This window comes from Pseudomonas sp. No.117 (assembly GCF_054558395.1).
In genome coordinates, this window is record NZ_BAAJNP010000009.1 from 285178 (window position 1) to 308437 (window position 23260).

At 66.0% G+C, this 23260-nt stretch carries 22 protein-coding genes; 10 read left to right on the plus strand and 12 right to left on the minus strand.

Translation table 11 applies throughout. The features are described 5' to 3' along the window. Positions 1–26: 26 nt before the first annotated feature. The 3 genes from ACYJP6_RS22300 (at position 27) to ACYJP6_RS22310 (ending at position 2013) form a co-directional block, all read left to right on the plus strand. Positions 27–581, plus strand: coding sequence for an arylesterase (locus ACYJP6_RS22300; RefSeq protein ID WP_459478074.1), 555 nt, complete (start codon positions 27–29; stop codon positions 579–581). 98 nt (positions 582–679) lie between these two features. Continuing rightward, the gene (locus ACYJP6_RS22305) at positions 680–961 is read left to right on the plus strand and encodes a hypothetical protein (RefSeq protein WP_459477940.1); all 282 of its coding nucleotides are present in this window, start codon (positions 680–682) and stop codon (positions 959–961) included. A 74-nt stretch (positions 962–1035) separates the two neighbouring features. Beyond that, positions 1036–2013 carry a L,D-transpeptidase family protein gene (locus ACYJP6_RS22310; RefSeq protein ID WP_459477942.1) on the plus strand — a complete coding sequence of 326 codons (978 nt, stop codon included), beginning with the start codon at positions 1036–1038 and terminating at the stop codon, positions 2011–2013. Between the two features lie 131 nt (positions 2014–2144). Here ACYJP6_RS22310 and ACYJP6_RS22315 read toward each other — a convergent pair whose 3' ends face one another. Then, complete coding sequence (locus ACYJP6_RS22315; RefSeq protein WP_007160560.1) at positions 2145–2396, minus strand: Lpp/OprI family alanine-zipper lipoprotein; 252 nt, start codon at positions 2394–2396, stop codon at positions 2145–2147. Between the two features lie 443 nt (positions 2397–2839). On the opposite strand from ACYJP6_RS22315, the gene ACYJP6_RS22320 reads away from it, so the two are divergent. Further along, positions 2840–3121, plus strand: coding sequence for a GNAT family N-acetyltransferase (locus ACYJP6_RS22320; RefSeq protein ID WP_058790539.1), 282 nt, complete (start codon positions 2840–2842; stop codon positions 3119–3121). Positions 3122–3348: 227 nt separating this feature from the next. Here the strand turns inward: ACYJP6_RS22320 and ACYJP6_RS22325 are convergent, their stop codons facing one another. Next, entirely contained in the window at positions 3349–4428 is a 1080-nt protein-coding gene (locus ACYJP6_RS22325) for a 3-deoxy-7-phosphoheptulonate synthase (protein ID WP_459477945.1), read from the minus strand. A 165-nt stretch (positions 4429–4593) separates the two neighbouring features. On the opposite strand from ACYJP6_RS22325, the gene ACYJP6_RS22330 reads away from it, so the two are divergent. The 3 genes from ACYJP6_RS22330 to cysB all read left to right on the plus strand — a co-directional run bounded on the left by ACYJP6_RS22330 (position 4594) and on the right by cysB (position 6607). Further along, positions 4594–4920 (plus strand): thioredoxin family protein, encoded by a 327-nt coding sequence (locus tag ACYJP6_RS22330; protein ID WP_459477947.1) that lies wholly within the window; start codon positions 4594–4596, stop codon positions 4918–4920. 108 nt (positions 4921–5028) lie between these two features. Then, entirely contained in the window at positions 5029–5511 is a 483-nt protein-coding gene (locus tag ACYJP6_RS22335; protein WP_459477949.1) for a universal stress protein, read from the plus strand. Positions 5512–5632: 121 nt separating this feature from the next. Continuing rightward, a complete protein-coding gene (gene cysB / locus ACYJP6_RS22340; RefSeq protein WP_459477951.1) occupies positions 5633–6607 on the plus strand; it encodes an HTH-type transcriptional regulator CysB in 975 nt (324 codons plus the stop codon). Between the two features lie 242 nt (positions 6608–6849). On the opposite strand, the gene ACYJP6_RS22345 is transcribed toward cysB, so the two are convergent. Further along, positions 6850–7773, minus strand: coding sequence for a LysR family transcriptional regulator (locus ACYJP6_RS22345; RefSeq protein ID WP_459477953.1), 924 nt, complete (start codon positions 7771–7773; stop codon positions 6850–6852). Positions 7774–7875: 102 nt separating this feature from the next. On the opposite strand from ACYJP6_RS22345, the gene araD1 reads away from it, so the two are divergent. Next, a complete protein-coding gene (gene araD1, locus ACYJP6_RS22350) occupies positions 7876–8871 on the plus strand; it encodes an AraD1 family protein (protein ID WP_459477955.1) in 996 nt (331 codons plus the stop codon). A 149-nt stretch (positions 8872–9020) separates the two neighbouring features. After that, positions 9021–10598: an aldehyde dehydrogenase (NADP(+)) gene (locus ACYJP6_RS22355; RefSeq protein WP_459477957.1), complete on the plus strand. Its 1578-nt coding sequence runs from the start codon at positions 9021–9023 to the stop codon at positions 10596–10598. A 457-nt stretch (positions 10599–11055) separates the two neighbouring features. Here ACYJP6_RS22355 and ACYJP6_RS22360 read toward each other — a convergent pair whose 3' ends face one another. From ACYJP6_RS22360 to ACYJP6_RS22395, 8 genes are all read right to left on the minus strand, one after another. After that, positions 11056–12204 (minus strand): aldose epimerase family protein, encoded by a 1149-nt coding sequence (locus ACYJP6_RS22360; RefSeq protein WP_459477959.1) that lies wholly within the window; start codon positions 12202–12204, stop codon positions 11056–11058. A gap of 122 nt (positions 12205–12326) precedes the next feature. Continuing rightward, positions 12327–14066, minus strand: a complete 1740-nt coding sequence (locus ACYJP6_RS22365) for an IlvD/Edd family dehydratase (protein ID WP_459477960.1) — start codon at positions 14064–14066, stop codon at positions 12327–12329. A gap of 84 nt (positions 14067–14150) precedes the next feature. After that, positions 14151–15119: an L-arabinose ABC transporter permease AraH gene (araH, locus tag ACYJP6_RS22370; RefSeq protein ID WP_459477962.1), complete on the minus strand. Its 969-nt coding sequence runs from the start codon at positions 15117–15119 to the stop codon at positions 14151–14153. Positions 15120–15156: 37 nt separating this feature from the next. Then, a complete protein-coding gene (gene araG, locus ACYJP6_RS22375; RefSeq protein WP_459477964.1) occupies positions 15157–16683 on the minus strand; it encodes an L-arabinose ABC transporter ATP-binding protein AraG in 1527 nt (508 codons plus the stop codon). Between the two features lie 59 nt (positions 16684–16742). Continuing rightward, positions 16743–17747 carry a substrate-binding domain-containing protein gene (locus ACYJP6_RS22380; RefSeq protein WP_007160547.1) on the minus strand — a complete coding sequence of 335 codons (1005 nt, stop codon included), beginning with the start codon at positions 17745–17747 and terminating at the stop codon, positions 16743–16745. Between the two features lie 221 nt (positions 17748–17968). Beyond that, positions 17969–18838 carry an SMP-30/gluconolactonase/LRE family protein gene (locus tag ACYJP6_RS22385; RefSeq protein ID WP_459477966.1) on the minus strand — a complete coding sequence of 290 codons (870 nt, stop codon included), beginning with the start codon at positions 18836–18838 and terminating at the stop codon, positions 17969–17971. 82 nt (positions 18839–18920) lie between these two features. Next, positions 18921–19607, minus strand: coding sequence for a FadR/GntR family transcriptional regulator (locus tag ACYJP6_RS22390; RefSeq protein WP_459477968.1), 687 nt, complete (start codon positions 19605–19607; stop codon positions 18921–18923). Positions 19608–19633: 26 nt separating this feature from the next. Beyond that, a complete protein-coding gene (locus ACYJP6_RS22395) occupies positions 19634–20386 on the minus strand; it encodes a FadR/GntR family transcriptional regulator (protein ID WP_459477970.1) in 753 nt (250 codons plus the stop codon). 267 nt (positions 20387–20653) lie between these two features. Between ACYJP6_RS22395 and ACYJP6_RS22400 the strand changes: the two genes are divergently transcribed. Beyond that, the gene (locus ACYJP6_RS22400; RefSeq protein ID WP_459477972.1) at positions 20654–21964 is read left to right on the plus strand and encodes an MFS transporter; all 1311 of its coding nucleotides are present in this window, start codon (positions 20654–20656) and stop codon (positions 21962–21964) included. Here ACYJP6_RS22400 and ACYJP6_RS22405 read toward each other — a convergent pair. After that, positions 21937–23217, minus strand: a complete 1281-nt coding sequence (locus tag ACYJP6_RS22405; RefSeq protein ID WP_459477974.1) for an MFS transporter — start codon at positions 23215–23217, stop codon at positions 21937–21939. The genes ACYJP6_RS22400 and ACYJP6_RS22405 overlap by 28 nt on opposite strands. Positions 23218–23260: the final 43 nt, after the last annotated feature.

Genomic DNA, 23260 nt, shown 5'->3' on the forward strand with positions numbered 1-23260 from the left:
CGTGCCTGACCCTGGCACCGCTGGCGATGGCGCGTACCCTGCTGGTGGTGGGCGACAGCATCAGCGCCGGCTACGGCCTGGCCGAGGGGCAGGGCTGGGTGCGGCTGCTGGAGCAACGGCTGCAGGAACGCAAGTTCGACTACCAGGTGGTGAATGCCTCCATCAGCGGCGATACCACGGCCGGCGGCCTGGCGCGACTGCCACGCTTGCTGGCGGACCACCGGCCCGAGGTGGTGGCCATCGAGCTGGGCGGCAACGACGGCCTGCGTGGCCAGCCACTGGCCCAGTTCCAGCGCAACCTCACCACCCTGGTGGAACAGGCAAAGGCCAAGGGCGCCCGGGTGCTGCTGCTGGGCATGCGCCTGCCGCCCAACTACGGACCGCGCTATACCGATGGCTTCGCCCAGGTCTACGCGGACGTGGCCAAGGCCCAGCAGGTGGCCCTGGTGCCCTTCCTGCTCGAAGGCGTCGGCGGCGATCCGGCTTTCATGCAGCCGGACGGCATCCACCCCCAGGCCAATGCCCAGCAGCGCCTGCTGGATAACGCCTGGCCGCAGCTGCAGTCGCTGTTGCGCGACTGAATGCCGGACTTTTCCCCGGCAGGGCTTTCCGCTAAGGTTGCGCGCCCCGCCGGTCCGGCCAATCGACCGCCTGGCGGAACCGCCCCTGGAGTATCCCGATGTCCCGCCTTTCCCGGTCCATGCATGGCTATCAGCTGATCCAGCCCGATGCCCAGCTCGACCTGTTCGCCTGCCGCGAGGGCCGGATCCATATCGTCGCCCGGCAGCTGGAGCTGGGCTCGCCCACCGACCGCACCCTGTGCGGCACCCTGCTGCCGGCCCGGCCGCGGATGCACCCGCTGCAGCGCCGGGCGCTCGGCCTCAAGACCCTCTGTCCGGCCTGCCGGCAACGGCTGCAAGGCGCCAAACGGGGCCTGCCCAATCCGTTACAGGTCTTTTGAGGCCCTGCCGGACCGGGAGAGAGGCGTGTACAATTCGCGCCGTCATCTCACTGCTCCTTGCAAGGATTCATCCCATGCCCGCGCGCGTTTCGACCCTGGTCGGTTCCCTCTCGCTGTTAGGACTGTTGTGCGCGGGTACGGCGCAGGCACTGGAGTTGCCGCTGCCGCCTCCCGGTGAAGACGTGGTCGGCGAGGTCCAGGTCATCAAGGCCGCTTACGAAGACACCTTCGCCGACCTCGGCCAGAAATATGATCTGGGCTACACCGAGATGGTCGCGGCCAACCCGGGCGTCGACGCCTGGCTGCCGGGTGCCGGTACCGAGATCGTGCTGCCGACGCGCTTCATCCTGCCGCCCGGACCGCGGGAAGGCATCGTCATCAACATCGCCGAATACCGCATGTACTACTACCCCAAGGGTGGTCACACGGTGTTCACCTACCCGCTGGGCATCGGTCGTGATGGCTGGGGCTCGCCGGTCGGCGTGGCCAAGGTGGTGGACAAGATCAAGGACCCGTCCTGGTATCCGCCGGAGTCCATCCGGGCCGAGCATGCCGCCGAGGGCGATCCGCTGCCCAAGGTAGTCCCGCCGGGGCCGGACAATCCCCTGGGCCCGTACAAGATCCGCCTGACCCTGCCGGGCTATCTCATCCACGGCTCGGACAAGAAGTTCGGCATCGGCATGCAGGTCAGCCACGGCTGCTTCCGCATGTACAACTTCAACGTCACCGAGCTGGTCGGCATGCTGCCGATCGGTACCCCGGTGCGCATCATCGACGAGCCCTACAAGTTCGGCGTGAGCCAGGGCAAGCTTTACCTGGAGGCCCACCAGCCGGTCAACCTCAAGGGCGATCCGACCGACATCGACCGCCAGGCCGCGGTGGTCAATGCGCTGATCAAGCGTGACGACCTGCTGCAGGCCAACTCCGCGGTGAACTGGAACACCGTGCGTGACGTGGTCCAGGGCCAGGATGGCCTGCCGGTGGAGATCGCCGACCTGCCGGCTGGCGTGGCTCCCGGTACCGTGGCCAAGGCGCCGGCCAAGGCGCTCTGATCCGGCGGCCCCGGGCGTCCATGCGGGCGACCGGGGCCCAGGCAAACAAAAAGCCCGCCATCGAGATGGCGGGCTTTTTGTTTGCTCCGTGAAAGGCGACTGTTGCCACTCGCCTTTCCAGCCGGGGCGCCTTACTTGCGGCTGGCTTTTTCCAGCATACGCAGGGCGCGCTCGTTGGCTTCGTCAGCGGTCTGCTGAGCCTTCTGAGCAGCGGCCAGAGCCTCGTCGGCGTGACGGTAGGCTTCGTCAGCACGAGCCTGGGCGCGGGCAGCGGCGTCTTCGGTAGCGGTCAGGCGAGCTTCGCTTTCCTTGTTAGCGGTGCTGCAACCAGTGGCCAGAGCAGCGGCCAGAGCCAGGGCGGCGAATTTCAGAGCGTTGTTCATCGTAAACCCCTTGAGGTAGACATCCTGTTTTAAGATCAATTTTCCAGGTGGAAAATTGCGGCTACATACTACTCATTACCGGTCGTAAGTAAACTAAACGAACCTGTCGAAGAAGAATTTTTTGCAGAAATCCCTTTTCGCTCCCCAGGTTCCTTCGCGAATGCCTGCGGCCGGTGTCAGCACCTGCTTGGATAGCCGAAAGCCGCGAACGTTTCAAGACGTTAGAGGAAGGCCGAAAGTTGTCAAGGCGAAAGGGGCGGCTGCTGCCGCGCGAGCGGCCCTGATATAGTGTGATTTCTCGGTGCGACGGCTGGTTAGAACCTGCTGCCTCCGCGGGAGTCTGACGCGCTGTAGCTCAGTCCTGCACAGGAAAGGTGCGTTCTCGTCTTCGGGTATCATCGATAACAATGGATAAGGCGGAGCCAAACCGCCAAGGAGTAGTCATGAACGAGTCCCTGCACGTGGAACACGATGAAGCCAATCATCAATTCCACCTTTCTGTCGACGGCCAGCGCGCCTATCTCGCCTACATGGATCTGGGTAAGCAGACCATGGATTTCTATCGCACCTTCGTCCCCGATGCCCTGCGCGGGCGTGGCCTGGCGGCGCGGCTCACCGAGCACGCGCTGAACTACGCCGAGAGCCGTGGCTACAGCGTCATTCCCTCCTGCTCCTATGTGGAGCACTACCTGGAACGTCGGGGCCAGGTGACGCCGCTGGCCTGAGAGCCGGCTCTAAGTCTGCTGCGCGTCGGCCAAACGGCGTTGAAACTGGCCTGGGTCGCCAGCCCGGTCGGAATGCTCATTTACCATTCGTAAACCCGAGCGCGGGTCCGATCCGCTTCCTCAGCCAGTTTCGCCTTGTTTGTCTCTAGCTCGCGAGACTTTGAACAGGCTCTAGTGCGAAAGAAAAACGCCGGGCTGAGCCCGGCGTTTTCGTGAGTGCGTGACGGTCAGGCGCGATTGCGCCGCGGCAACACGTCCTTGAGCTTGCGGTGCATGTCGAGAATGCTCTTCTCGGTCATGGCCCAGTCGATGCAGGCGTCGGTCACCGAGACGCCATACTCCAGCTGCGACAGGTCCGCCGGGATCGGCTGGTTGCCGAAGCCCAGGTGGCTTTCCACCATCAGGCCGACGATGGAGGTGTTGCCCTCGACGATCTGGTTGGCCACGTTGTCCATCACCAGCGGTTGCAGGGCGGCGTCCTTGTTGGAGTTGGCATGGCTGCAGTCGACCATGATGTTCGGCTTGACCTTGGCCTTGACCAGCGCCTGTTCGCACAGGGTGACGCTGACCGAGTCGTAGTTGGGCTTGCCGTTGCCGCCGCGCAGGACCACGTGGCCATAGGCGTTGCCCTTGGTCATGACCACCGAGACCTGGCCGCGCTGGTCGATCCCCAGGAAGCGGTGCGGGCTGGAGACCGATTGCAGGGCATTGATGGCCACGGTCAGGCTGCCGTCGGTGCCGTTCTTGAAGCCGACCGCGGAGGACAGGCCGGAGGCCATCTCGCGGTGGGTCTGGGATTCGGTGGTGCGCGCGCCGATGGCCGACCAGCTGATCAGGTCCTGCAGGTACTGCGGGGAAATCGGGTCCAGCGCCTCGGTGGCGGTGGGTAGGCCCTTTTCCGCCAGGTCCAGCAGCAGCTGGCGACCGATGTGCAGGCCGTCCTGGATCTTGAAGGAGTCGTCCAGGTAGGGGTCGTTGATCAGGCCCTTCCAGCCCACCGTGGTGCGCGGCTTCTCGAAGTAGACGCGCATGACCAGGTAGAGGCTGTCGCTGACCTGGGCGGCCAGCGCCTTGAGGCGCTCGGCGTATTCGTGGGCGGCCTTGATGTCGTGGATGGAGCAGGGGCCGATCACCACGAACAGGCGATGGTCCTTGCCGTCGAGGATGTCGCGGATGACCTGGCGGCCGTGGGCGACGGTGTCGGCGGCGAGATCGCTCAGCGGGATCTCCTGCTTGAGCTGCTCGGGAGTGATGAGCGGCTCGTTGGCTTCGATATTGAGGTCGTTAAGGCGGGGCTGTGCGGCCATGGTGCTACTCGTCGGTCACGGCGCTGCGACAGGTCGGGGCCCGTGCAGGCAAAATACGGTGGAGAGGGTGGGGCACCTTAACGCTTGTACCGCCCGCTCACAATGGCCACGAGCCGCCCGACCGGCCCGAAAGCACGCTTTGGCGATGATCGCGACGAGGAATCGATGGAATTGGACGATGGGACGGCGGATGCCGTCCTGCTGGCGGCGCCGGGGCGCTCCCTGCTGATCTTCACCAGCGTCGGCTGCGCGAGCTGCCGGCTGGCGCGACAGGTGCTGCCTGCGGCGGCGCTGCCGGTCGACCGGCTGTACTGGGTGGATGCCGAGCGCAGCGGTGGCCTGGTACAGCGCTATGGGGTCTTCCACCTGCCGGCGCTGTTCCTGGTACGGGATGGGGAGTTCTTCGGCGCCGTGCAGGCGCCGCTACGGGAAGCGCCGCTGGCGGCGGCCATCCTGGCGGCGGGCGGGCGCGAGCCGGACGAACTGCCCTGAGCAGGCTCTAAGGCGCGCTTTCCAGCGCGCAGCGCGATCCCCTGCTACGCTGGAGAAGGCCATCCCGCGTTGGACCGGCCCGGTCGGCTGACCAGGTCAGGAGGAATCGTGATCCGCTCCCTGCTCTACGCCACGGACCTGGGCCTGTGTTCATCCTATGTCTTCCAGCATGCCTTGAACCTCGCCCGCATCCACCAGGCGCGCCTGTACGTCGTCCATGTAGTGGAGCCACTGGGCCTGCTGGCCTCGACCCTGCTGCAACAGCACCTCGATGGTGAATCCCTGGATCGCCTGCGCAATGGCGGGCTGGAGCTCGTCCTGGAAACCATCGAGCAGCAGGTATTCGAATCGTTGCGCGAAGACCTGCTGGAAAGTCCGGCCACCGTGGGCCTGGTGCGCGCCGTGCGGGTGATGCAGGGCGATCCACCCGCTGTCATCCTCAAGCAGGCCCAGGAGTTCGCCGCCGATCTGCTGGTGATCGGCACTCGCAGCCAGGGCGACGCCCAGGTGACCCCATTGGGCCGGACCGCCAGCCGCCTGCTGCAGACCGCCCACATCCCGGTTTATCTGGTACCCCTGCGCCAGGGCTGAGGCAGAAAGCGTCAGGGCGTACCCCAGGGCGACTTAATTCGATTTCGGTCTAGAAAAAGCTCAAGGGCTGCTTTACTGTTATATGCTTGCGCACGGGGTCAGACAACGCCTAGGAGCCGGCATGAAACTGCAACAGTTGCGATACATCTGGGAAGTCGCCCATCACGATCTGAACGTCTCCGCCACCGCCCAGAGTCTCTATACCTCGCAGCCCGGCATCAGCAAGCAGATCCGCCTGCTCGAGGACGAACTGGGCGTCGAGGTGTTCGCCCGCAGTGGCAAGCACCTGACTCGGGTGACGCCGGCCGGCGAGCGGATCATCCAGACCGCCGGCGAGATCCTGCGCAAGTGCGAGAGCATCAAGCAGATCGCCCAGGAGTTCTCCAACGAGCGCAAGGGCACCCTGTCCATCGCCACCACTCACACCCAGGCGCGCTACGCGCTGCCGGACGTGATCAGCGAATTCATCAAGCAGTATCCGGACGTCGCCCTGCACATGCACCAGGGCTCGCCGACCCAGATCGCCGAGATGGCCGCCGATGGCACCGTCGACTTCGCCATCGCCACCGAGGGCCTGGAGCGCTTCAACGACCTGGTGATGATGCCCTGCTATCGCTGGAACCGTTGCGTCATCGTGCCCCAGGGGCATCCCCTGGCGAAGGTCGAGAATCTGACCCTGGAGCAACTGGCGGAGCAGCCGCTGGTGACCTACGTGTTCGGCTTCACCGGCCGTTCCAAGCTCGACGAGGCCTTCGCCCGCCATGGCCTGGAACCCAACGTGGTACTCACCGCCGCCGACGCCGACGTGATCAAGACCTATGTGCGCCTCGGCCTGGGCGTGGGCATCGTCGCCGACATGGCAGTGGACCTCAAGGCCGACGCCGACCTGGTCTGCCTCGACGCCAGCCACCTCTTCGAAGCCAGCGTGACCAAGATCGGCCTGCGCCGCGGTACCTTCCTGCGCGGCTTCATGTGCGACTTCATCGGCCGCTTCGCCCCGCACCTGACCCGCGATGTCCTCACCGAAGCCATGCAGACGCCGACCCGCCAGGAGCTGGAGACCCTGTTCCACGGGGTGACGCTGCCGACGTATTGAGGTTTTCCTCTCGCTGAAATCATCGCGGCCGCAGCAGCACGTAGCGTGGAAAACGGCGTAGCCTTTTCCACTGGAGACTGCGTTGAAGGGGACACCCTCACCCCAACCCTCTCCCAAGGGGAGAGGGGGCTATCCGAGTAAGCGTTCAGTCACGTCAGCCTCGGCGAAATCGTAACAAGCCGTCGTGCCTCCATCTGTAGGAGCGGCCGCATCGGCGGACCGCCATGACCGCGATAGAGGTTTTACCCCGCCAACCGCCACTGCTCCAACAACAGCTGCGCCGCCGCCGATAGCCCCGCGCCCTGGCGCACCAGCAGCGAATAGGGTTCGTTGCGGGTGCGCTGGACGACCGGCAGGCGGCGCAATAAGCCATGGCGTTCGCCGAATTGGGCAATGTCGCTGGGCAGCATGGCGACCTGGTTGGCGTCTTCCTGCAGCAGCCCGAGCAGGGTGAAGGTCGAGGAGGTTTCCACCGGATAGCGGGGGAATTCCAGCTCCGCCGCGCGGAATTCCCGCTCCAGGGTCAGGCGCATGGGCAGGTTGGCCGGATAGACGATCCAGCGGCTATCAGCCAGGTCGGCCAGGCTGACTGCGGCGGCGTGCGCCAGGGGATGCTGCGGATGACAGACGATCTCCAGCCGTTCCTCGCGCACCTCCAGGCAATCGTAGGCATCCGGCCGGCGGCTGACGCTGCTGCGGCAGATGGCCAGTTCGATGCGCCCGGCATCGAGCAGGTCGAGCAGCCGCACGCTGGTGTCCTCGATGATCTCGATGCCGAGCTGGGGTTGCGCCGCACCCAGGCGGGACACCGCGGCGATCAGCCGGGGCACCGCGCCCATGATCACCCCCACCGCCAGGCGGCCGCCTTCGCCCTGGAGAATACCGAGCATCTCTTCGCGCAGATGGGCCAGGTCGCTCTCGATCAGCCGCGCATAGCGGATCACGCAGCGTCCCAGGTCATTGGGCTGCAGGCCCTGGTGGGTGCGCAGGAAGAGGGTGGCGCCCAGGGTGCTCTCGATCTCGTGCAGCGCCTTGGTGGCGCCGGGCTGGGAAATGGCGATGCGCTCGGCGGCCTTGTGCAGCGAGCCTTCTTCGTCGAGGGCGATCAGCAGGCGTAGTTGGCGCAGCCGCAGGCGGGAGGCGATGGAGCCGAGGGATGGCAGCATGGGAATAACCGTTGGTTATCGCGGGATAGGGAGCTCTCATTAGGCAGGGCCCGTGGCGCCGAGTAAAGTCCGCTCCAGGCGATAACCAACAAGGAGAATGCCATGCACCTGATTCAGTTCGAAGACCAACAGGGCCAGCGCCGCGTCGGCGTGGTCGAGCGCGGTGAAGTCCAGCAGGTCCGCGGGGCCACCAGCACCCGCACCCTGGCGCTGGCGGCCATCCGCGCCGGCGTTTCGCTGGAGTCTCAGGTGCAGTCGCTGGGCCTGGAGCCAGGCCCGGCCTATCGCGAGCTGCTGGCGAGCGGTCGTTTGCTGCCGCCGCTGGATCACGAGGACCCGGCGCACTGCCTGGTCACCGGGACCGGCCTGACCCACCTGGGCAGCGCCGCGACCCGCGACAAGATGCACCAGCAGAACAGCCAGGAAGAGGCCAAGCTGACCGACTCCATGCGCATGTTCAAATGGGGCGTTGAGGGCGGTCGCCCGGCGGCCGGTACCGCCGGTGCCCAGCCGGAGTGGTTCTACAAGGGCGATGGCGGCATCCTGGTGCGTCCCGGTGGCGAGATCCCGCTGCCGGAGTTCGCCGAGGACGCCGGTGAAGAGCCCGAGCTGACCGGTCTCTATGTGATCGGCGACGATGGCCAGCCCTATCGCCTGGGTTACGCCGTGGGCAACGAATTTTCCGACCACGTGATGGAGCGCAAGAACTATCTCTACCTGGCCCATTCCAAGCTACGCTACTGCAGCTTCGGCCCGGCGCTGCGCACCGGTGAACTGCCGCGCCATCTGGTGGGCACCAGCCGTATCCGGCGGGGCGACGAGGTGATCTGGGAGAAGGAATTCCTTTCTGGCGAGGACAACATGTGCCATAGCCTGGAGAACCTGGAGTATCACCACTTCAAGTACGCCCAGTTCCTGCGGCCGGGCGATGTCCATGTGCATTTCTTCGGCACGGCGACGCTGTCCTTCGCCGATGGCGTGCGCGTCGAGCCGGGCGATAGATTCGAGATCGCGGTACCCGAGTTCGGCGAGCCCCTGAGCAACGGCGTCAAGGCCAATACGGCGGCCTTCCAGCCCGGGCAGGTCCGCCAGCTCTGATAGTTGTATGATGACTGCTGACTATGCCAGTGCTAGAGTGGGCAGCGCAGTGGCCGGTCCGGACGTTCGCCTGCTGAGCGTCCCACCCTTTCGAAGATCCCCCGCGGGGCGGTCTTCCCCGAACCCCTAGGTATAAGGAGTCGAGAACAATGCAGATCCAAGGCAAGAACTACATCGGTGGCACTCGCAGCGGCGAGGGCGAGGTGCGGGTCTACAGCATCGACGCCACCACCGGCGAACAGCTGCCCTACGAATTCTTCCAGGCCTCGCCGGCCGAGGTCGATGCCGCCGCCCGCGCCGCCGAGCAGGCCGCGCCGCTGTACCGCAAGCTGAGCGCCGAGAAGCGCGCCACCTTCCTTGACGCCATCGCCGACGAGCTGGATGCCCTGGGCGACGACTTCGTCCAGCTGGTCTGCCAGGAAACCGCGCTGCCAGCTGGTCGTATCCAGGGCGAGCGCGGCCGTACCAGCGGCCAGATGCGCCTGTTCGCCAAGGTGCTGCGCCGCGGTGACTTCCACGGAGCGCGCATCGACACCGCGCTGCCCGAGCGCAAGCCGCTGCCGCGTCCCGACCTGCGTCAGTACCGCATCGGCCTGGGTCCGGTCGCGGTGTTCGGTGCCAGCAACTTCCCGCTGGCCTTCTCCACCGCCGGTGGCGATACCGCCGCGGCCCTGGCCGCCGGTTGCCCGGTGGTGTTCAAGGCCCACAGCGGGCACATGGTCACCGCCGAATACGTGGCCGACGCGGTGATCCGCGCCGCCGAGAAGACCGGCATGCCCAAGGGCGTGTTCAACATGATCTATGGCGGTGGCGTGGGCGAGCAGCTGGTCAAGCACCCGGCCATCCAGGCGGTGGGTTTCACCGGCTCCCTGCGCGGCGGTCGCGCCCTGTGCGACATGGCCGCGGCCCGTCCGCAGCCGATCCCGGTGTTCGCCGAGATGTCCAGCATCAACCCGGTGGTGGTCCTGCCGGAGGCGCTCAAGGCCCGTGGCGAGGCCATCACCGGCGAACTCGCGGCCTCCGTGGTGCTGGGTTGCGGCCAGTTCTGCACCAATCCGGGCCTGGTCATCGGCCTGCGTTCGCCGGAGTTCAGCAGCTTCCTCGAAGGCCTGGCCGGGGCCATGAACGAGCAGGCGCCCCAGACCATGCTCAATCCGGGCACCCTGAAGAGCTACGAGAAGGGCGTCGCCGCACTGCTGGCGCATTCCGGCGTGCAGCACCTGGCCGGTGCCAGCCAGGAAGGCAATCAGGCGCGTCCGCAGCTGTTCAAGGCCGACGTGAGCCTGCTGCTGGAAAACGACGAGCTGCTGCAGGAAGAAGTCTTCGGCCCCACCACCGTGGTAGTCGAAGTGGCCGACGAAGCCCAGCTGCACCAGGCGCTGCAAGGCCTGCACGGCCAGCTGACCGCGACCCTGCTGGCCGAGCCGGCCGATCTGCAACGCTTCGAGGCCATCATCGGCCTGCTGGAGCAGAAGGCCGGTCGCCTGTTGCTCAACGGCTATCCCACCGGCGTGGAAGTCTGCGATGCCATGGTCCATGGCGGTCCTTACCCTGCGACCTCCGATGCCCGCGGCACCTCGGTCGGCACCCTGGCCATCGACCGCTTCCTGCGCCCGGTGTGCTACCAGAACTACCCGGACGCCTTCCTGCCGGAAGCCCTGCAGAACGCCAACCCGCTGGGCATCCAGCGCCTGGTGAACGGCGAGAACACCAAGGCCGCGATCTGATCGCGCTGTCTTGAGTGACAGAAGACCCGGCGTCGCGAGACGCCGGGTTTTTTATTGGGCGGTGAAAAGGGGTAATGGTAGGGCAGTGGAAAAGGCTGCGCCGTTTTCCACGCTACGGGGAGGATTGCAGTGGAGGAGAGGACGCCGTTTCCATGCTACGAGGCTGAATGGATGTTGAGTGGCGGAGGGGAGTGCAAGTGGAAAAGGCTGCGCCGTTTTCCACGCTACGGGGAGGATTGCAGTAGAGGAGAGGACGCCGTATCCACGCTACGAGGCTGAATGGATGTTGAGTGGCGGAGGGGAGTGCAAGTGGAAAAGGCTGCGCCGTTTTCCACGCTACGAGAGGCACGGGCGCTCCGGGCTAGCCCCCTCTCCCTCTGGGAGAGGGTTGGGGTGAGGGGATCACCCAAGCAAAGGCCGCTCCCGGGAGCGGCCTTTGCTTGTGGCGGAGAAAGCCCTATTTGCCAGCGAACTTGAAGATCGTCGTCTGGGTATAGGTCTGGCCGGGATCCAGGCGGGTGGTGGGGAAGTTCGGCTGGTTCGGCGCGTCCGGGTAATGCTGGGTCTCCAGGGTAAAGGCGCCCCAGTGTTCGTAGGTCTTGCCGCCCTTGCCCTTGATATTCCCCTCCAGGAAGTTGCCGGTATAGAACTGCACGCCGGGCTCGGTGGTGTAGAGGGTGAGGGTGCGGCCCGAGGCTGGATCGGTCACCACGGCGGCGGCCTTCTGCAGATCGCCCGCGGTGTTGAGCACCCAGTTGAAGTCATAGCCACCCTGCTTGGGCTCGGCGTACTTCAGCTGCTGGTTGTCGTCGGCGATGTGCTTGCCGATGGCCACCGGCTTGCGGAAGTCCAGCGGGGTGCCGGCCACCGGTGGCAGTTCGCCGGTGGGGATCAGCTTGGCGGTCACCGGGGTGTAGGTGTCGGCGTTGAGCATCGCCACCTGCTTGAGCACGGTGCCGCTGCCGGCGCCGGCCAGGTTGAAGTAGCTGTGGTTGGTCAGGTTGAGCACCGTCGGCTTGTCGGTGGTAGCGCGGTACTTGAGGGTCAGCTGGTTGTGCTCGTCCAGCTGGTAGGTCACCTGGGTGGTGAGGGTACCGGGAAAGCCCATCTCGCCATCGGGGGAGACATAGCTCAGGGTCACGCCGACCCAGCCGTCACCCTTGGCCGGCTCGGCCTTCCACACCTTGGTGTTGAAGCCCTGGGGGCCGCCGTGCAGGGCGTTGGTCTTGTCGTTCTGGGGGATCTGGTAGCTCTTGCCGTCGAGGCTGAAGCGACCGTCGGCGATGCGGTTGCCGAAGCGGCCGATGGTGGCACCGAAGAACACTGTGGGATTGTCGAGATAGCCTTGGACGTCATCGAAGCCCAGCACCACGTCTTCGCTGCGACCCTTGCGGTCCGGCACCTTGAGCGCCTGCAGTACGCCGCCGTAGGTGATGACGGTGGCCTGCATGCCGTGGCTGTTGGTCAGGACGAACTTCTCGATGGGGGTGCCGTCGGGCAGCTTGCCAAAGCTCGACTGCTGGCTGCTGAGGCCGGCCGCCTGGGCGGTGAGGGTGCTGATCATGAGTGACAGTCCAAGTCCGGTGAGGGCTAACGTGCGTTTCATCTCGACCACCTTTTCGGTTTGTTGTTGTGCAGAGGTGGGTCAGGCGACCCGGAAGCCGGAGGAGGGGCGGTAAAGCCCCCTCACCCCAACCCTCTCCCGAAGGGAGAGGGGGTAGAAGCGGATCAGTGCGAGTGGCGGGGTACCTCGGCGCCACGGCAGCCGACCAGGAAGTCGAAGTCGCAGCCTTCGTCGGCCTGCAACACATGGTTGACGTAGAGCCGACGATAGCCGCCGGCCAGCAGTTGGTCGGCCGGCGGTTGCCAGTCGGCCAGGCGCGCGGCCAGTTCCTCGTCGGGGATGTCCAGGTGCAGGCGGCCGGAGGCGCAGTCCAGCTCGATCATGTCGCCTTCGCGCACCACCGCCAGCGGGCCGCCGGCCGAGGCCTCGGGCGCCACGTGCAGCACCACGGTGCCATAGGCGGTGCCGCTCATGCGGGCGTCGGAGATGCGCACCATGTCGGTGATGCCCTTGGCCAGCAGCTTGGGTGGCAAGCCCATGTTGCCCACCTCGGCCATGCCCGGATAACCCTTGGGTCCGCAGTTCTTCAGCACCATCACGCAGGTCTCGTCGATGTCCAGGTCCGGGTCGACGATGCGCGCCTTGTAGTCTTCCAGGTTCTCGAACACCACGGCGCGACCGCGATGCTGCATGAGCGCCGGGGTCGCGGCCGAGGGCTTGAGCACCGCGCCCTTGGGCGCCAGGTTGCCGCGCAGGACGCAGATCCCGCCGTCGGCGCGCAGGGGGTTGTCCAGGGCGCGGATGACCTCGTCGTCGCCGTAGATGGGCGCCTCGGCGCAGTTGGCCCAGATGCTCTTGCCGTTGGCGGTCAGGGCCTCGGGATGGGGCAGCAGATTGGCCTCGCCCATGCGGCGGATCACCGCCGGCAGGCCGCCGGAGTAGTAGAACTCTTCCATCAGGAAGCGCCCGGAAGGCTGCAGGTCGACGATGGTGGGGGTGCCGCGGCCGACCCGGGTCCAGTCGTCCAGCTCAAGGTCCACGCCGATGCGCCCGGCGATGGCCTTGAGGTGGATCACCGCGTTGGTGGAACCGCCAATGGCGGCGTTGACGCGGATGGCGTTCTCGAAGGCCTCCTTGGTGAGGATCTTCGACAGCCGCAGGTCTTCTTCCACCATCTCGACGATGCGCATGCCGGACAGGTGCGCCAGCACGTAGCGGCGCGAATCCACCGCCGGAATGGCGGCGTTGTGCGGCAGCGAGGTGCCCAGGGCTTCGGCCATGCAGGCCATGGTCGAGGCGGTGCCCATGGTGTTGCAGGTACCGGCCGAGCGCGACATCCCGGCTTCGGCGGAGAGGAATTCGTTGAGGTCGATGACGCCGGCCTTGTAGGCCTCGTGCATCTGCCAGACGATGGTACCGGCGCCGATGTCGCGACCGTGGTGCTTGCCGTTGAGCATGGGCCCGCCGGTGACGACGATGGCCGGCACGTCGCAGCTGGCGGCGCCCATCAGCAGCGCCGGCGTGGTCTTGTCGCAGCCGGTGAGCAGCACCACGGCGTCCACCGGGTTGCCGCGGATGGCCTCTTCCACGTCCATGCTGGCCAGGTTGCGGGTCAGCATGGCGGTGGGCCTGAGGTTGGACTCGCCGTTGGAGAACACCGGGAATTCCACCGGGAAGCCGCCGGCCTCGTAGATGCCGCGCTTGACGTGCTCGGCGATCTTGCGGAAGTGGGCGTTGCAGGGGGTCAGCTCGGACCAGGTGTTGCAGATGCCGATGACCGGCTTGCCCTGGAATTCATGGTCCGGGATGCCCTGGTTCTTCATCCAGCTGCGGTACATGAAGCCGTTCTTGTCGTTGCTGCCGAACCATTGGGCGGAGCGGAGCGGGCGTTTGGGCGTAGTCATTGTTTGGTCCTCGGGCATTTCACGGGCAAAGCGGTCCCCCGCACGGCGCCCATGGCGCCGTGGAGGACGTTGCAGTCTCTGGATTTAGCGCTGCTTGAAGCGGTCGATCACCACGGCCAGCAGCAGGATGGTTCCGCGGATGACGTACTGGTAAAAGGTGTCGATGTTCTTCAGGTTCATGGCGTTCTCGATGATCGCCAGGATCAGCACGCCGGCGATCACGTGGCGGATCATGCCGATGCCGCCGGCCAGGGAGACCCCGCCCAGCACGCAGGCGGAGATCACTGTGAGTTCGAAGCCCTGGCCGATCATCGGCTGGCCGGAGGTCATGCGCGAGGCCAGCACCACGCCGGCCAGGGCGCCGATCACCCCGTGCATGGCGAAGATGATGATCTTGGTGCGGTCGACGTGGACGCCGGCCAGCAGCGCCGCTTCCTCGTTGCCACCGATGGCCATGGTGTTGCGGCCGAAGGTGGTGTAGTTGAGCAGCCAGCCGAAGAACAGGATGCACAGCAGGGTGATGACGATGGGCACCGGCAGGCCGAACAGCTGGCCGTTGCCGAACACGAAGAACTGCTCCTGGGAGACGCCCACGGCCTTGCCGTCGGAGAAGATGTAGCCCAGGCCACGGACGATCTGCATGGTCGCCAGCGTCGTGATCAGGGCATTGATCTTCAGCTTGGCGATCACCAGGCCGTTGATCAGGCCCACCACCAGGCCCATGGCCAGGGCGGCCATGACGCCGAGGAAGACGCTGTCGAAGTCCCGCATCACCACCGCCGCGACCACCCCGGCACAGGCGATGACCGAGCCCACCGAGAGGTCGAAGTGCCCGGAGGCCAGGCAGAACAGCATGGTGCAGGCGGCGATGCCCACGGTGGAGATCGCCAGGCCCAGGCCGCGCATGTTCAGTGGCGAGAGGAAGTTCTGCACGAACAGCGCGCAGAGGGCGAAGATAACGACGGCGGCCAGCATCATGGCCCAGTCGTCGAGGAAGCGCCTTGTATCGAAGCCGCGGCGCGGCGGGGTCAGGCTATGGGGTTGGGCGGACATGGACTGGACCTCTGTTCTTGTCTTGTTGTCAGGCCGTTCAGGCACGGGTACGGGGCAGGGCGAGCTGCAGCAGGCGCTCGTCGTTGAACTCGGCGCGGGCCACCTCGCCGGTGATGGCGCCTTCGCTCATCACCAGGATGCGATCGGCCACGCCCATGACTTCCATCAGGTCGCTGGACACCACCACCACGGCGATGCCGCGGGCGGCGAGGTCATGGATGATGGCGTAGATCTCCGACTTGGCGCCGACGTCGATACCGCGGGTGGGTTCGTCGAGCAGCAGCACCTGCATGGGCATCGACAGCCAGCGACCGAGGATGGCCTTCTGCTGGTTGCCGCCGGAGAGATTCTTGATCTTCTGCCCGGCATGGGGCGTCTTCACGTTCAGCGCGCGAATCTGCTTTTCGGCATTGGCCTTTTCCCAGCGACCTTGGATGAGGCAGCCGAGGCTGGCGTGATGGGCGCGGGCGCTGATGTTGATGTTCTCGGCCACGCTGGCCAGGGGCACGATGCCTTCCTTCTTGCGATCTTCCGGGCAGAGCAGGATGCCGGCGGCGATGGCGTCCCGTGGGGATTTCAGGCTGACCGGGGCGCCTTTGAGGATCAGGCTGCCGGCCTTGTGCTTCTCCAATCCCGCCAGCAGGCGCAGCAGCTCGGTGCGCCCGGCGCCGACCAGGCCGAACAGGCCGAGGATCTCACCCTGGCAGACCTCGAAGCCCACCGGCTGCTGCAGGCCCTGGCCGAGCAGGCCCTCGACCTTGAGGCAGCCACCGCCGATCGCGCGCGGGCGGTAGTCGTAGATGTCGGCGAGATCCCGGCCGACCATCAGGGTGATCAACTGGTCGGGGGTGATGTCGGCCAGGCGCTCGATGGTGCGCACGTGACGACCGTCCTTGAACACCGTCACCGCGTCGCAGATGCGGAAGACTTCTTCCATGCGGTGGGAGACATAGAGCACCACCCGGCCTTCGTCGCGCAGCCGGGCGATGATGGTCATCAGCCGGTCGGTCTCGCGGGCGGACAGGGAGCTGGTGGGCTCGTCGAAGGCGATGACGCGGGCGCCGCGGGAGAGCGCCTTGGCGATCTCCACCAGCTGGCGCTGGCCGAGCGACAGGCGCCCGACCTTGGTATGGGGGTCGATCTCTTCGGCCAGGCCCTTGAGCAGGTCCAGCGCCTGGCGGCGCAGGTGGCCGCGATTGACGATGCCGTAGCGCGCCGGCAGGTGGCCGAGAAAGAGGTTTTCGGCGACGGTCATCTCCGGCACCAGCTGTAATTCCTGCTGGATCACGGCGACGCCGGCGCGGATGGCTTCGGCGGTGCTCTTGAACACCAGTTCCTGGCCATCGACGTTGAGGTGGCCGGTGGTGGGAGCGTGGTAGCCGCTGAGGATCTTCAGCAGGGTCGACTTGCCCGCGCCGTTCTCGCCCATGAGGGCATGCACCGAGCCGGGACGCACGCTGAAGGAGATGTCGGCGAGCGCCTTGACGCCCGGAAAGGTCTTGCCGATGCCGACGAAGCCGAGGCTGTCGGCGCTCTGGGCGGTGGTGTGTTCCAGGGCTGCCATGGGGCACTCCTGTTAGATAGAAGAGGGTGGCGGCGCCAGGACCGGCGCCGCCAGGGTCATCACTTCCAGAGGCCGATCTTTTCCAGCTCTTGCTGGAAGTTGGCGCGGGTGATGAGGGTGACCTTGTCCATCGCGGTGTACTTGGGCGGTTCCTTACCGGTGGTGACCCACTCGTACATCATGCTGGCGGTCTGGTAGCCCTCTTCGTGGGGGCTGGGCAGCATGGAGCCGAAGAAGCCACTGTTGGGTTTCTTCAGTTCGCCGATGGCATCGGTGCCGTTGATGCCGATGCCGATCACCTGCTCGGCCTTGAAGCCGGCGCTCTCGGTGGCGCGGACGCCGCCCAGCACGGTGTTGTCGTTCATGCCGCCGATGATCAGGTGCTTGGCGCCCGAGGGCAGCTTGACCAGTGCGGAGGTGGTGGAATCCATGCTGCCGGGTACGTCGAGGGTCTTCTGCGGGGCGAAGATGATGTGGTCGGCGGGCAGGCCGGCCTTCTTCAGGGCTTCCACCGAGCCGTCAGTGCGCTTCTTGCCGGTGTCCAGCTCGTTGTAGGTGTTGATCACCGCGTAGGTGTCATCCCACTTCCAGCCCCGCTTCTCGGCTTCGGCGGCCATGGCGGCGCCCTGTTGCTGGCCCACTTCGAAGGCCGCCATGCCCAGGTAGGGCACGTCTTCCATGAACTTGCCCTTGGCGTCGACGAAGCGATCGTCCACCGCCATTACCTTGAGGTCGTTCAGCTTGGCCTTGGCCACGATGGCTGGGCCGAGGGAGACGTCGGGCGGGCAGATGACGAAGCCCTTGGCACCGTTGGCGGCCAGGCTGTCGATGGCGGCGAGGGTCTTCTCGCCATCCGGTACGGCGATCTTGAGTAGGGTGAAGCCCTTGTCCTTGGCGGCCTTTTCGGCGAAGGCCCACTCGGTCTGGAACCAGGGTTCCTCGGGTTGCTTGACCAGGAAACCGATCTTGACCGGATCGGCAGCGAAAGCGGATAGCGACAGACTGACGGCACCGGCAGCGAGGGCGGCGCGCAGCAGGGAACGAACTCCCGGGACACGGAACATAGCTGGAACTCCTTGTTTTTATTGGTGTGGCCAGGCAATGCGAGACAGCGGCCTGCCGTCGTTGGAGGTCAGACGACGCTGCTGTCCATTGATAGTATGATTGGAAGGGGGCGGGCGCAAGGAAAAGGTGACGAAGTTTTTCGTCTCTCTGTCACCACTCCGTTACATAGGGCCTTGCGCCCGGTAAGGCCGCCGCGCGGCCCCTGGATCGGTAGGATGAATCAGCCGGCGAAGCGGTGGCAGGGCATGCCGGAAACCGGTGCGGTCGCCTGCAGGATGGCGCCGTCGAGCGCCCCGTCGGCAGCCGCGCTGGTGACGAACAGGGTACGCAGGTCGGGGCCGCCGAAGACGCAGCTGGTGGGGCGCTGGACCGGCACCTCGACGATCTCCAGCAGGTCGCCTTCCGGCGAGAAGCGCAGCAGGCAGTTGCCATCCCAGCGCGCGTTCCACACGCAGCCTTCGCTGTCGATGGCCGAGCCGTCCGGCGAGCCGCGTTCGTGGGGGCCGGCCCAGACCACGGGTTCGCCGAGGTTGCCAGCGGTATCCAGCGGATAGCGATAGAGGGTGTCCTTCAAGGTGTCGGCGCTGATCACATGGTTTTCCGCCGCGCTCCACACCAGGGTATTGGCAATGCCTAGGTTGCTGGCGTGGCGGGTGACGCTGCCGTCCGGATCGATGCGGAACAGCCCGCCCGAGTGCCTGTCGATGGCCACGTCGCCACCCTGGGCATCGAGGTTGTTCTGCATGGTCCCCAGCCACAGCCGGCCCCGGGCATCGCAGCGGGCTTCGTTGCCACGATTGCCCGGATCCGGGTCGGCGACGCAGAACAGCTCCAGGGCCGGGCGGTCAGTGGGGGAGTCGAGGTCCAGGCGGAAGACCCCGTCCGGCAGGGTCACCAGCGCATCGCCACGGACCGTGGGCACGAAGGCCGAGCAGGGACGGTCCAGTTGCCATTCCTGATAACGCTCGCCGTGCAGGCGGCAGGCCTTGAAGCCGGCGATGTCGACCCAGTAGAGCGCCTTGGTCTGCTGGTCCCAGAAGGGACCCTCGGCCAGCTTGAAGCGCTGGGGAAGCAGCGGCTGCCAATCCATCGTTCACCTCTCTTGTTGTGGCAGGACGGGAAATCCAGGCCTAGGAACCTGGCAGGACACGGAGGTTGCGCGGGCCGGGACGTCAGTCGGCGTAGCGCGCCAGGGTCACGGCGGCGCTGTCGATCAGCATCATGCAGGCCCAGACAGCTCGGGCGGCGTCGCGGGAGGCGATGCCATCGGCGAGGGTCTTGTGCAGGGGGAGGGTCCGCCGCAACTCATCGGGATCGGCCGACGACAGGGTGAAGGAGGCGGCCAGCAGGGCGCCCAGCGCCGGCACCATCTGCTCGATGAACTGGTTATGGCTGGCGGCCAGCACGCACTCGTGGAAGTGCTGGTCGGCGGCGTTGTAGTCGCCGCCGTCGAGGGAGGCTTCCAGGTGCTGGTAGGCCTTGCCGATCGCCTGCACCTGCTCGGGGGTGGCCCTTTCACAGGCCCAGCGCACCGCTGCCGGCTCGATAGCGTGGCGCAGGTCAAGCAGGTCCTTGACGAAGTGGGCGGGCAGGCCGCCGGTGGCCAGCCAGCCCACCACCTGGGTGTCGAACAGATTCCAGCGGCTGAGCGGCAGCACCCGGGTACCGACCTTGGGGCCGACTTCGAGCATGCCCTTGGCCGCTAGGGTCTTGATCGCCTCGCGCAGGATGGTGCGGCTGACGCCCAGCTCCTGGCAGAGATCGGCTTCGACCTTGAGTGAGCTACCGGGGGGAAACTGGCCGGCGGCGAGGCGCTGGCCGAGCTGTTCTACGGTGGAGGCATGGTAGCTGCTGGACATGGAGGCATACCGCGACAGGGTTTGCCTCAATGATCATACGAAACATCGCGCTCGGACAAGGGTTCCTTCCGGAACGCGTCGGCGACCAGGTCCTCGACGCCGGCCAGCTGGGCGATCGACGCATGGCGGGCGCTGAGCGGGTCGCGATGCTGGATCGCGGTGAGGATCGCCTTGTGCCGGGACACCAGCAGGTCCAGGCCGTCGTCGGCGAATCGCGTCGAGGAGCGCTCCAGGTAGTCGCGCACCGGCAACAGCATGATGCTGTAGAGGTGGGTCAGCAACTCGTTGTGGGTGGCGTTGGCGATGGACAGATGGAAGGCCATGTCCGGCTCGGCCATGGACGCGATGTCTTCCGAGCGCTCCATCCGCAGGTAGGCTTCCTCGATCGCGGTCACGTCGTCGGGATGGGCGTTGGCCGCGGCCATGGCCGCGATCTCCGGCTCGATGATGTTGCGCACCTTGACCAGCGTTTCGTAGAAGGTGTGCCGGGAGTCGCTCTGCAGCAGCCAGTGCAGGACGTCGGGATCGAGGAGATGCCACTCGCTGCGTGGTTTGACCACGGTCCCGACCTTGGGCTTGGACCTCACCAGGCCCTTGGCGACCAGTACCCGCGTCGCCTCACGCAGGACGGGGCGACTCACCTCGTAGTCTTCGCAGAGTTGCGCCTCGGGAGGCAGGCGCTGATCGGGCAGGAAGCGTCCGGACACGATCTGGGTCCCGAGCTCGTGGACGATGCGAGCATGTCTGCTTTTGCGCGGCAGCGGTGTCTTGTAATTCATCGAAAGGCATCCGAGTCGTCGTGCCATCACTATAACACTGTCAGTGCGATAACCATCGTAATGACGGGCTCGACGGCTCTGGAATCGGGATCAGCGGAAATCAAGATATATGATTTCTCACTTCGTATCTTTATTTTAATAGTACCAAAACAACTACAGAAGTCGATAAGTGGCTGTTTAAGGCTATTTAACGATTCAATGATATTACGTTAGACTTTTGCCTGATTTGCGCTCCAACCGCACAAAAACAACAAGTCGGAGAACGCCATGAACCCCGAATCCGCCCTCATCCGCCGGATCACTTTCAAGCTCGTCCCCTTCCTCGTACTGCTCTATCTCGTGGCCTACATCGACCGCTCCGCGGTGGGTTTCGCCAAGCTGCACATGGGCGCCGACGTCGGCATCGGCGACGCCGCCTATGGCCTTGGCGCCGGGCTGTTCTTCATCGGTTATTTCCTCTTCGAGGTGCCCAGCAACCTGTTGCTGGAGCGCTTCGGCGCGCGCCGCTGGTTCGCCCGCATCCTGGTGACCTGGGGCGCCATCACCATGGGCATGGCCTTCGTCCAGGGGCCCACCAGCTTCTACGTCATGCGCTTCCTGCTGGGGGTGGCCGAGGCCGGCTTCTTCCCAGGGGTGCTCTACTACCTCACCCAGTGGTTCCCGGTCCGCCATCGCGGCAAGATCATGGGGCTGTTCATCCTTTCCCAACCCATCGCCATGCTGGTGACTGGCCCGCTGTCGGGCCTGTTGCTGCAGCTGGATGGCGCCCTCGGCCTGCACGGCTGGCAGTGGCTGTTCCTCTGTATCGGCGCGCCGGCGGTGCTGCTGGCCTGGCCGACCCTGACCCGCTTGCCGGACGGTCCGCAGCAGGTCGCCTGGCTCGATGCGGAGGAAAAGCGCTGGTTGGCGGCGGAGCTGGAAAAGGACCTGCACCTCTTCGACCAGACCCGCCACGGCAACCCGCTGCATGCGCTCAAGGATCGCCGGGTGCTGCTCCTGGCACTCTACTACCTGCCGGTGACCCTGAGCATCTACGGCCTGGGGCTGTGGCTGCCAACGCTGATCCACCAATTCGGCGGCAGCGATCTCACCACCGGCTTCATTTCCGCCATTCCCTATGCCTTCGGCATCCTCGGCCTGCTCATCGTGCCGCGCAGCTCGGATCGCCTGGGCGATCGCTACGGGCACCTGGCTGTGCTCTATGCGGTGGGCGCCCTGGCCATGGCCGGTAGCGCCTGGTTCGGCACCGCCGTGCTGCAACTGGCGGCGCTGTCGGTCGTGGCCTTCTGCCTGTTTTCCCTCACCGCGCTGTTCTGGACCCTGCCCGGGCGCTTCTTCGCCGGAGCCAGCGCCGCGGCGGGCATCGCCCTGATCAATTCGGTGGGCAACCTGGGCGGCTATCTCGGCCCCTACGGTATCGGCGCGCTCAAGGCGGCGACCGGCACCCTGGCCTCGGGGCTCTATCTCCTGGCGGGGGTGCTGGTGTTCGGCCTGCTGCTCACCGGGGTGGTCTACCGCCAGCTGGAACGCAAGCACCGCCGCGAAGAGGTCTATGTCGCGGAGCGTTCCGCCGGCTGACGCCCCGGACAGGTCTCGGCGGCGAACCAGGCGGCGCCGAGGCAGACCAGGTTGGCCACCAGCAGGTAGACGGCTGGCGCCATGCGATCCCCGGTGGCGCCGAGCAGCCAGGTCACCACGATCTGGGCGGTGCCGCCGAAGGCCGCGACGCCGACCGCATAGACCAGCGAGAAGCCGGTGGCCCGCACCCGCTGCGGGAAACTCTCCACCAGCAAGACGATCAGGGCGGCGCCACTCATGCCATGCAGGCCGGAGAGCACCGCCAGGGTCAGCAGGAAGGTGCCCGGTCCGGGGGCCTGGATGATCAGCTCCAGCGCCGGATAGAGCAGCACCAGCAACAGCAGGCGCGGCAGGATCAGGATGATGCGTCGGCCATAGCGATCGCTGAGGATGCCGCCGAGGATCGAGCAGACCGCCATGGCCGCGCCCATCACCAGGGTGGCGAGCATGGCGATGCCGGTAGGCAGCTTGAGCTCCACCAGGGCGAAGGTGGTCATGTAGTTGAGGAAATACTGGGTGATGGTGCTGCCGGAGAGGATCAAGAGTCCCAGCAGCAGCGGGCGGCGCTGGGTGGTCACGACCTCGCGCAGCACCGCCCCGGTCCCACGCGTCTCGCCCGCATGGGTATCCACCAGGCCGCGGCGGATATAGAGGCCGATGGGCAGGATCGCCAGGCCGAGCAGGAAGGGCAGGCGCCAGCCCCAGGCCTGCAGCTGCTCGGGGGTGAGCCAGAGCGTCAGGCCATAGCCGATCAAGCCGGCCGCCACCGCCGCCAGGCCCTGGGCCACCACCTGCCAGCAGGCGTAGGTGCCGCGCCTGTGCAGCGGCGCCGCTTCGAGGATGTAGGTGGTGGCGGGACCGGCTTCGCCGCCCCAGGCCAGGCCCTGCAGCAGGCGCGTCAGCACCAGCAGGATGGGCGCGGCGATGCCGATCTGGTCGTAGCCGGGCAGTACGGCGATGCCGCCGGTGCCCAGGGCCATCAGCACCATGGTCAGCAGCATCGCCGGCTTGCGGCCGACGCGATCGGCCCAGGCGCCGATGAAGATGGCGCCCAGCGGCCGGACGACGAAGCCGACGCCAAAGGTGATGACGCTGGCCATCAGGCTGGCGAAGGCGTTTTCCGAGGGAAAGAACACCTGGCCGATGAGCACGGCGAAGGTGGCGTAGACGCCGAAGTCGAAGAATTCCACGGCGTTGCCGAGCACCACGGCGAAGACGCCCTTGCGGGAGTGGGTAGGGCGGGAAGCGGTCATGGGCGGCAGTTCAGCAGAGCAGGGCGCGTCCGGGGCCGGACGC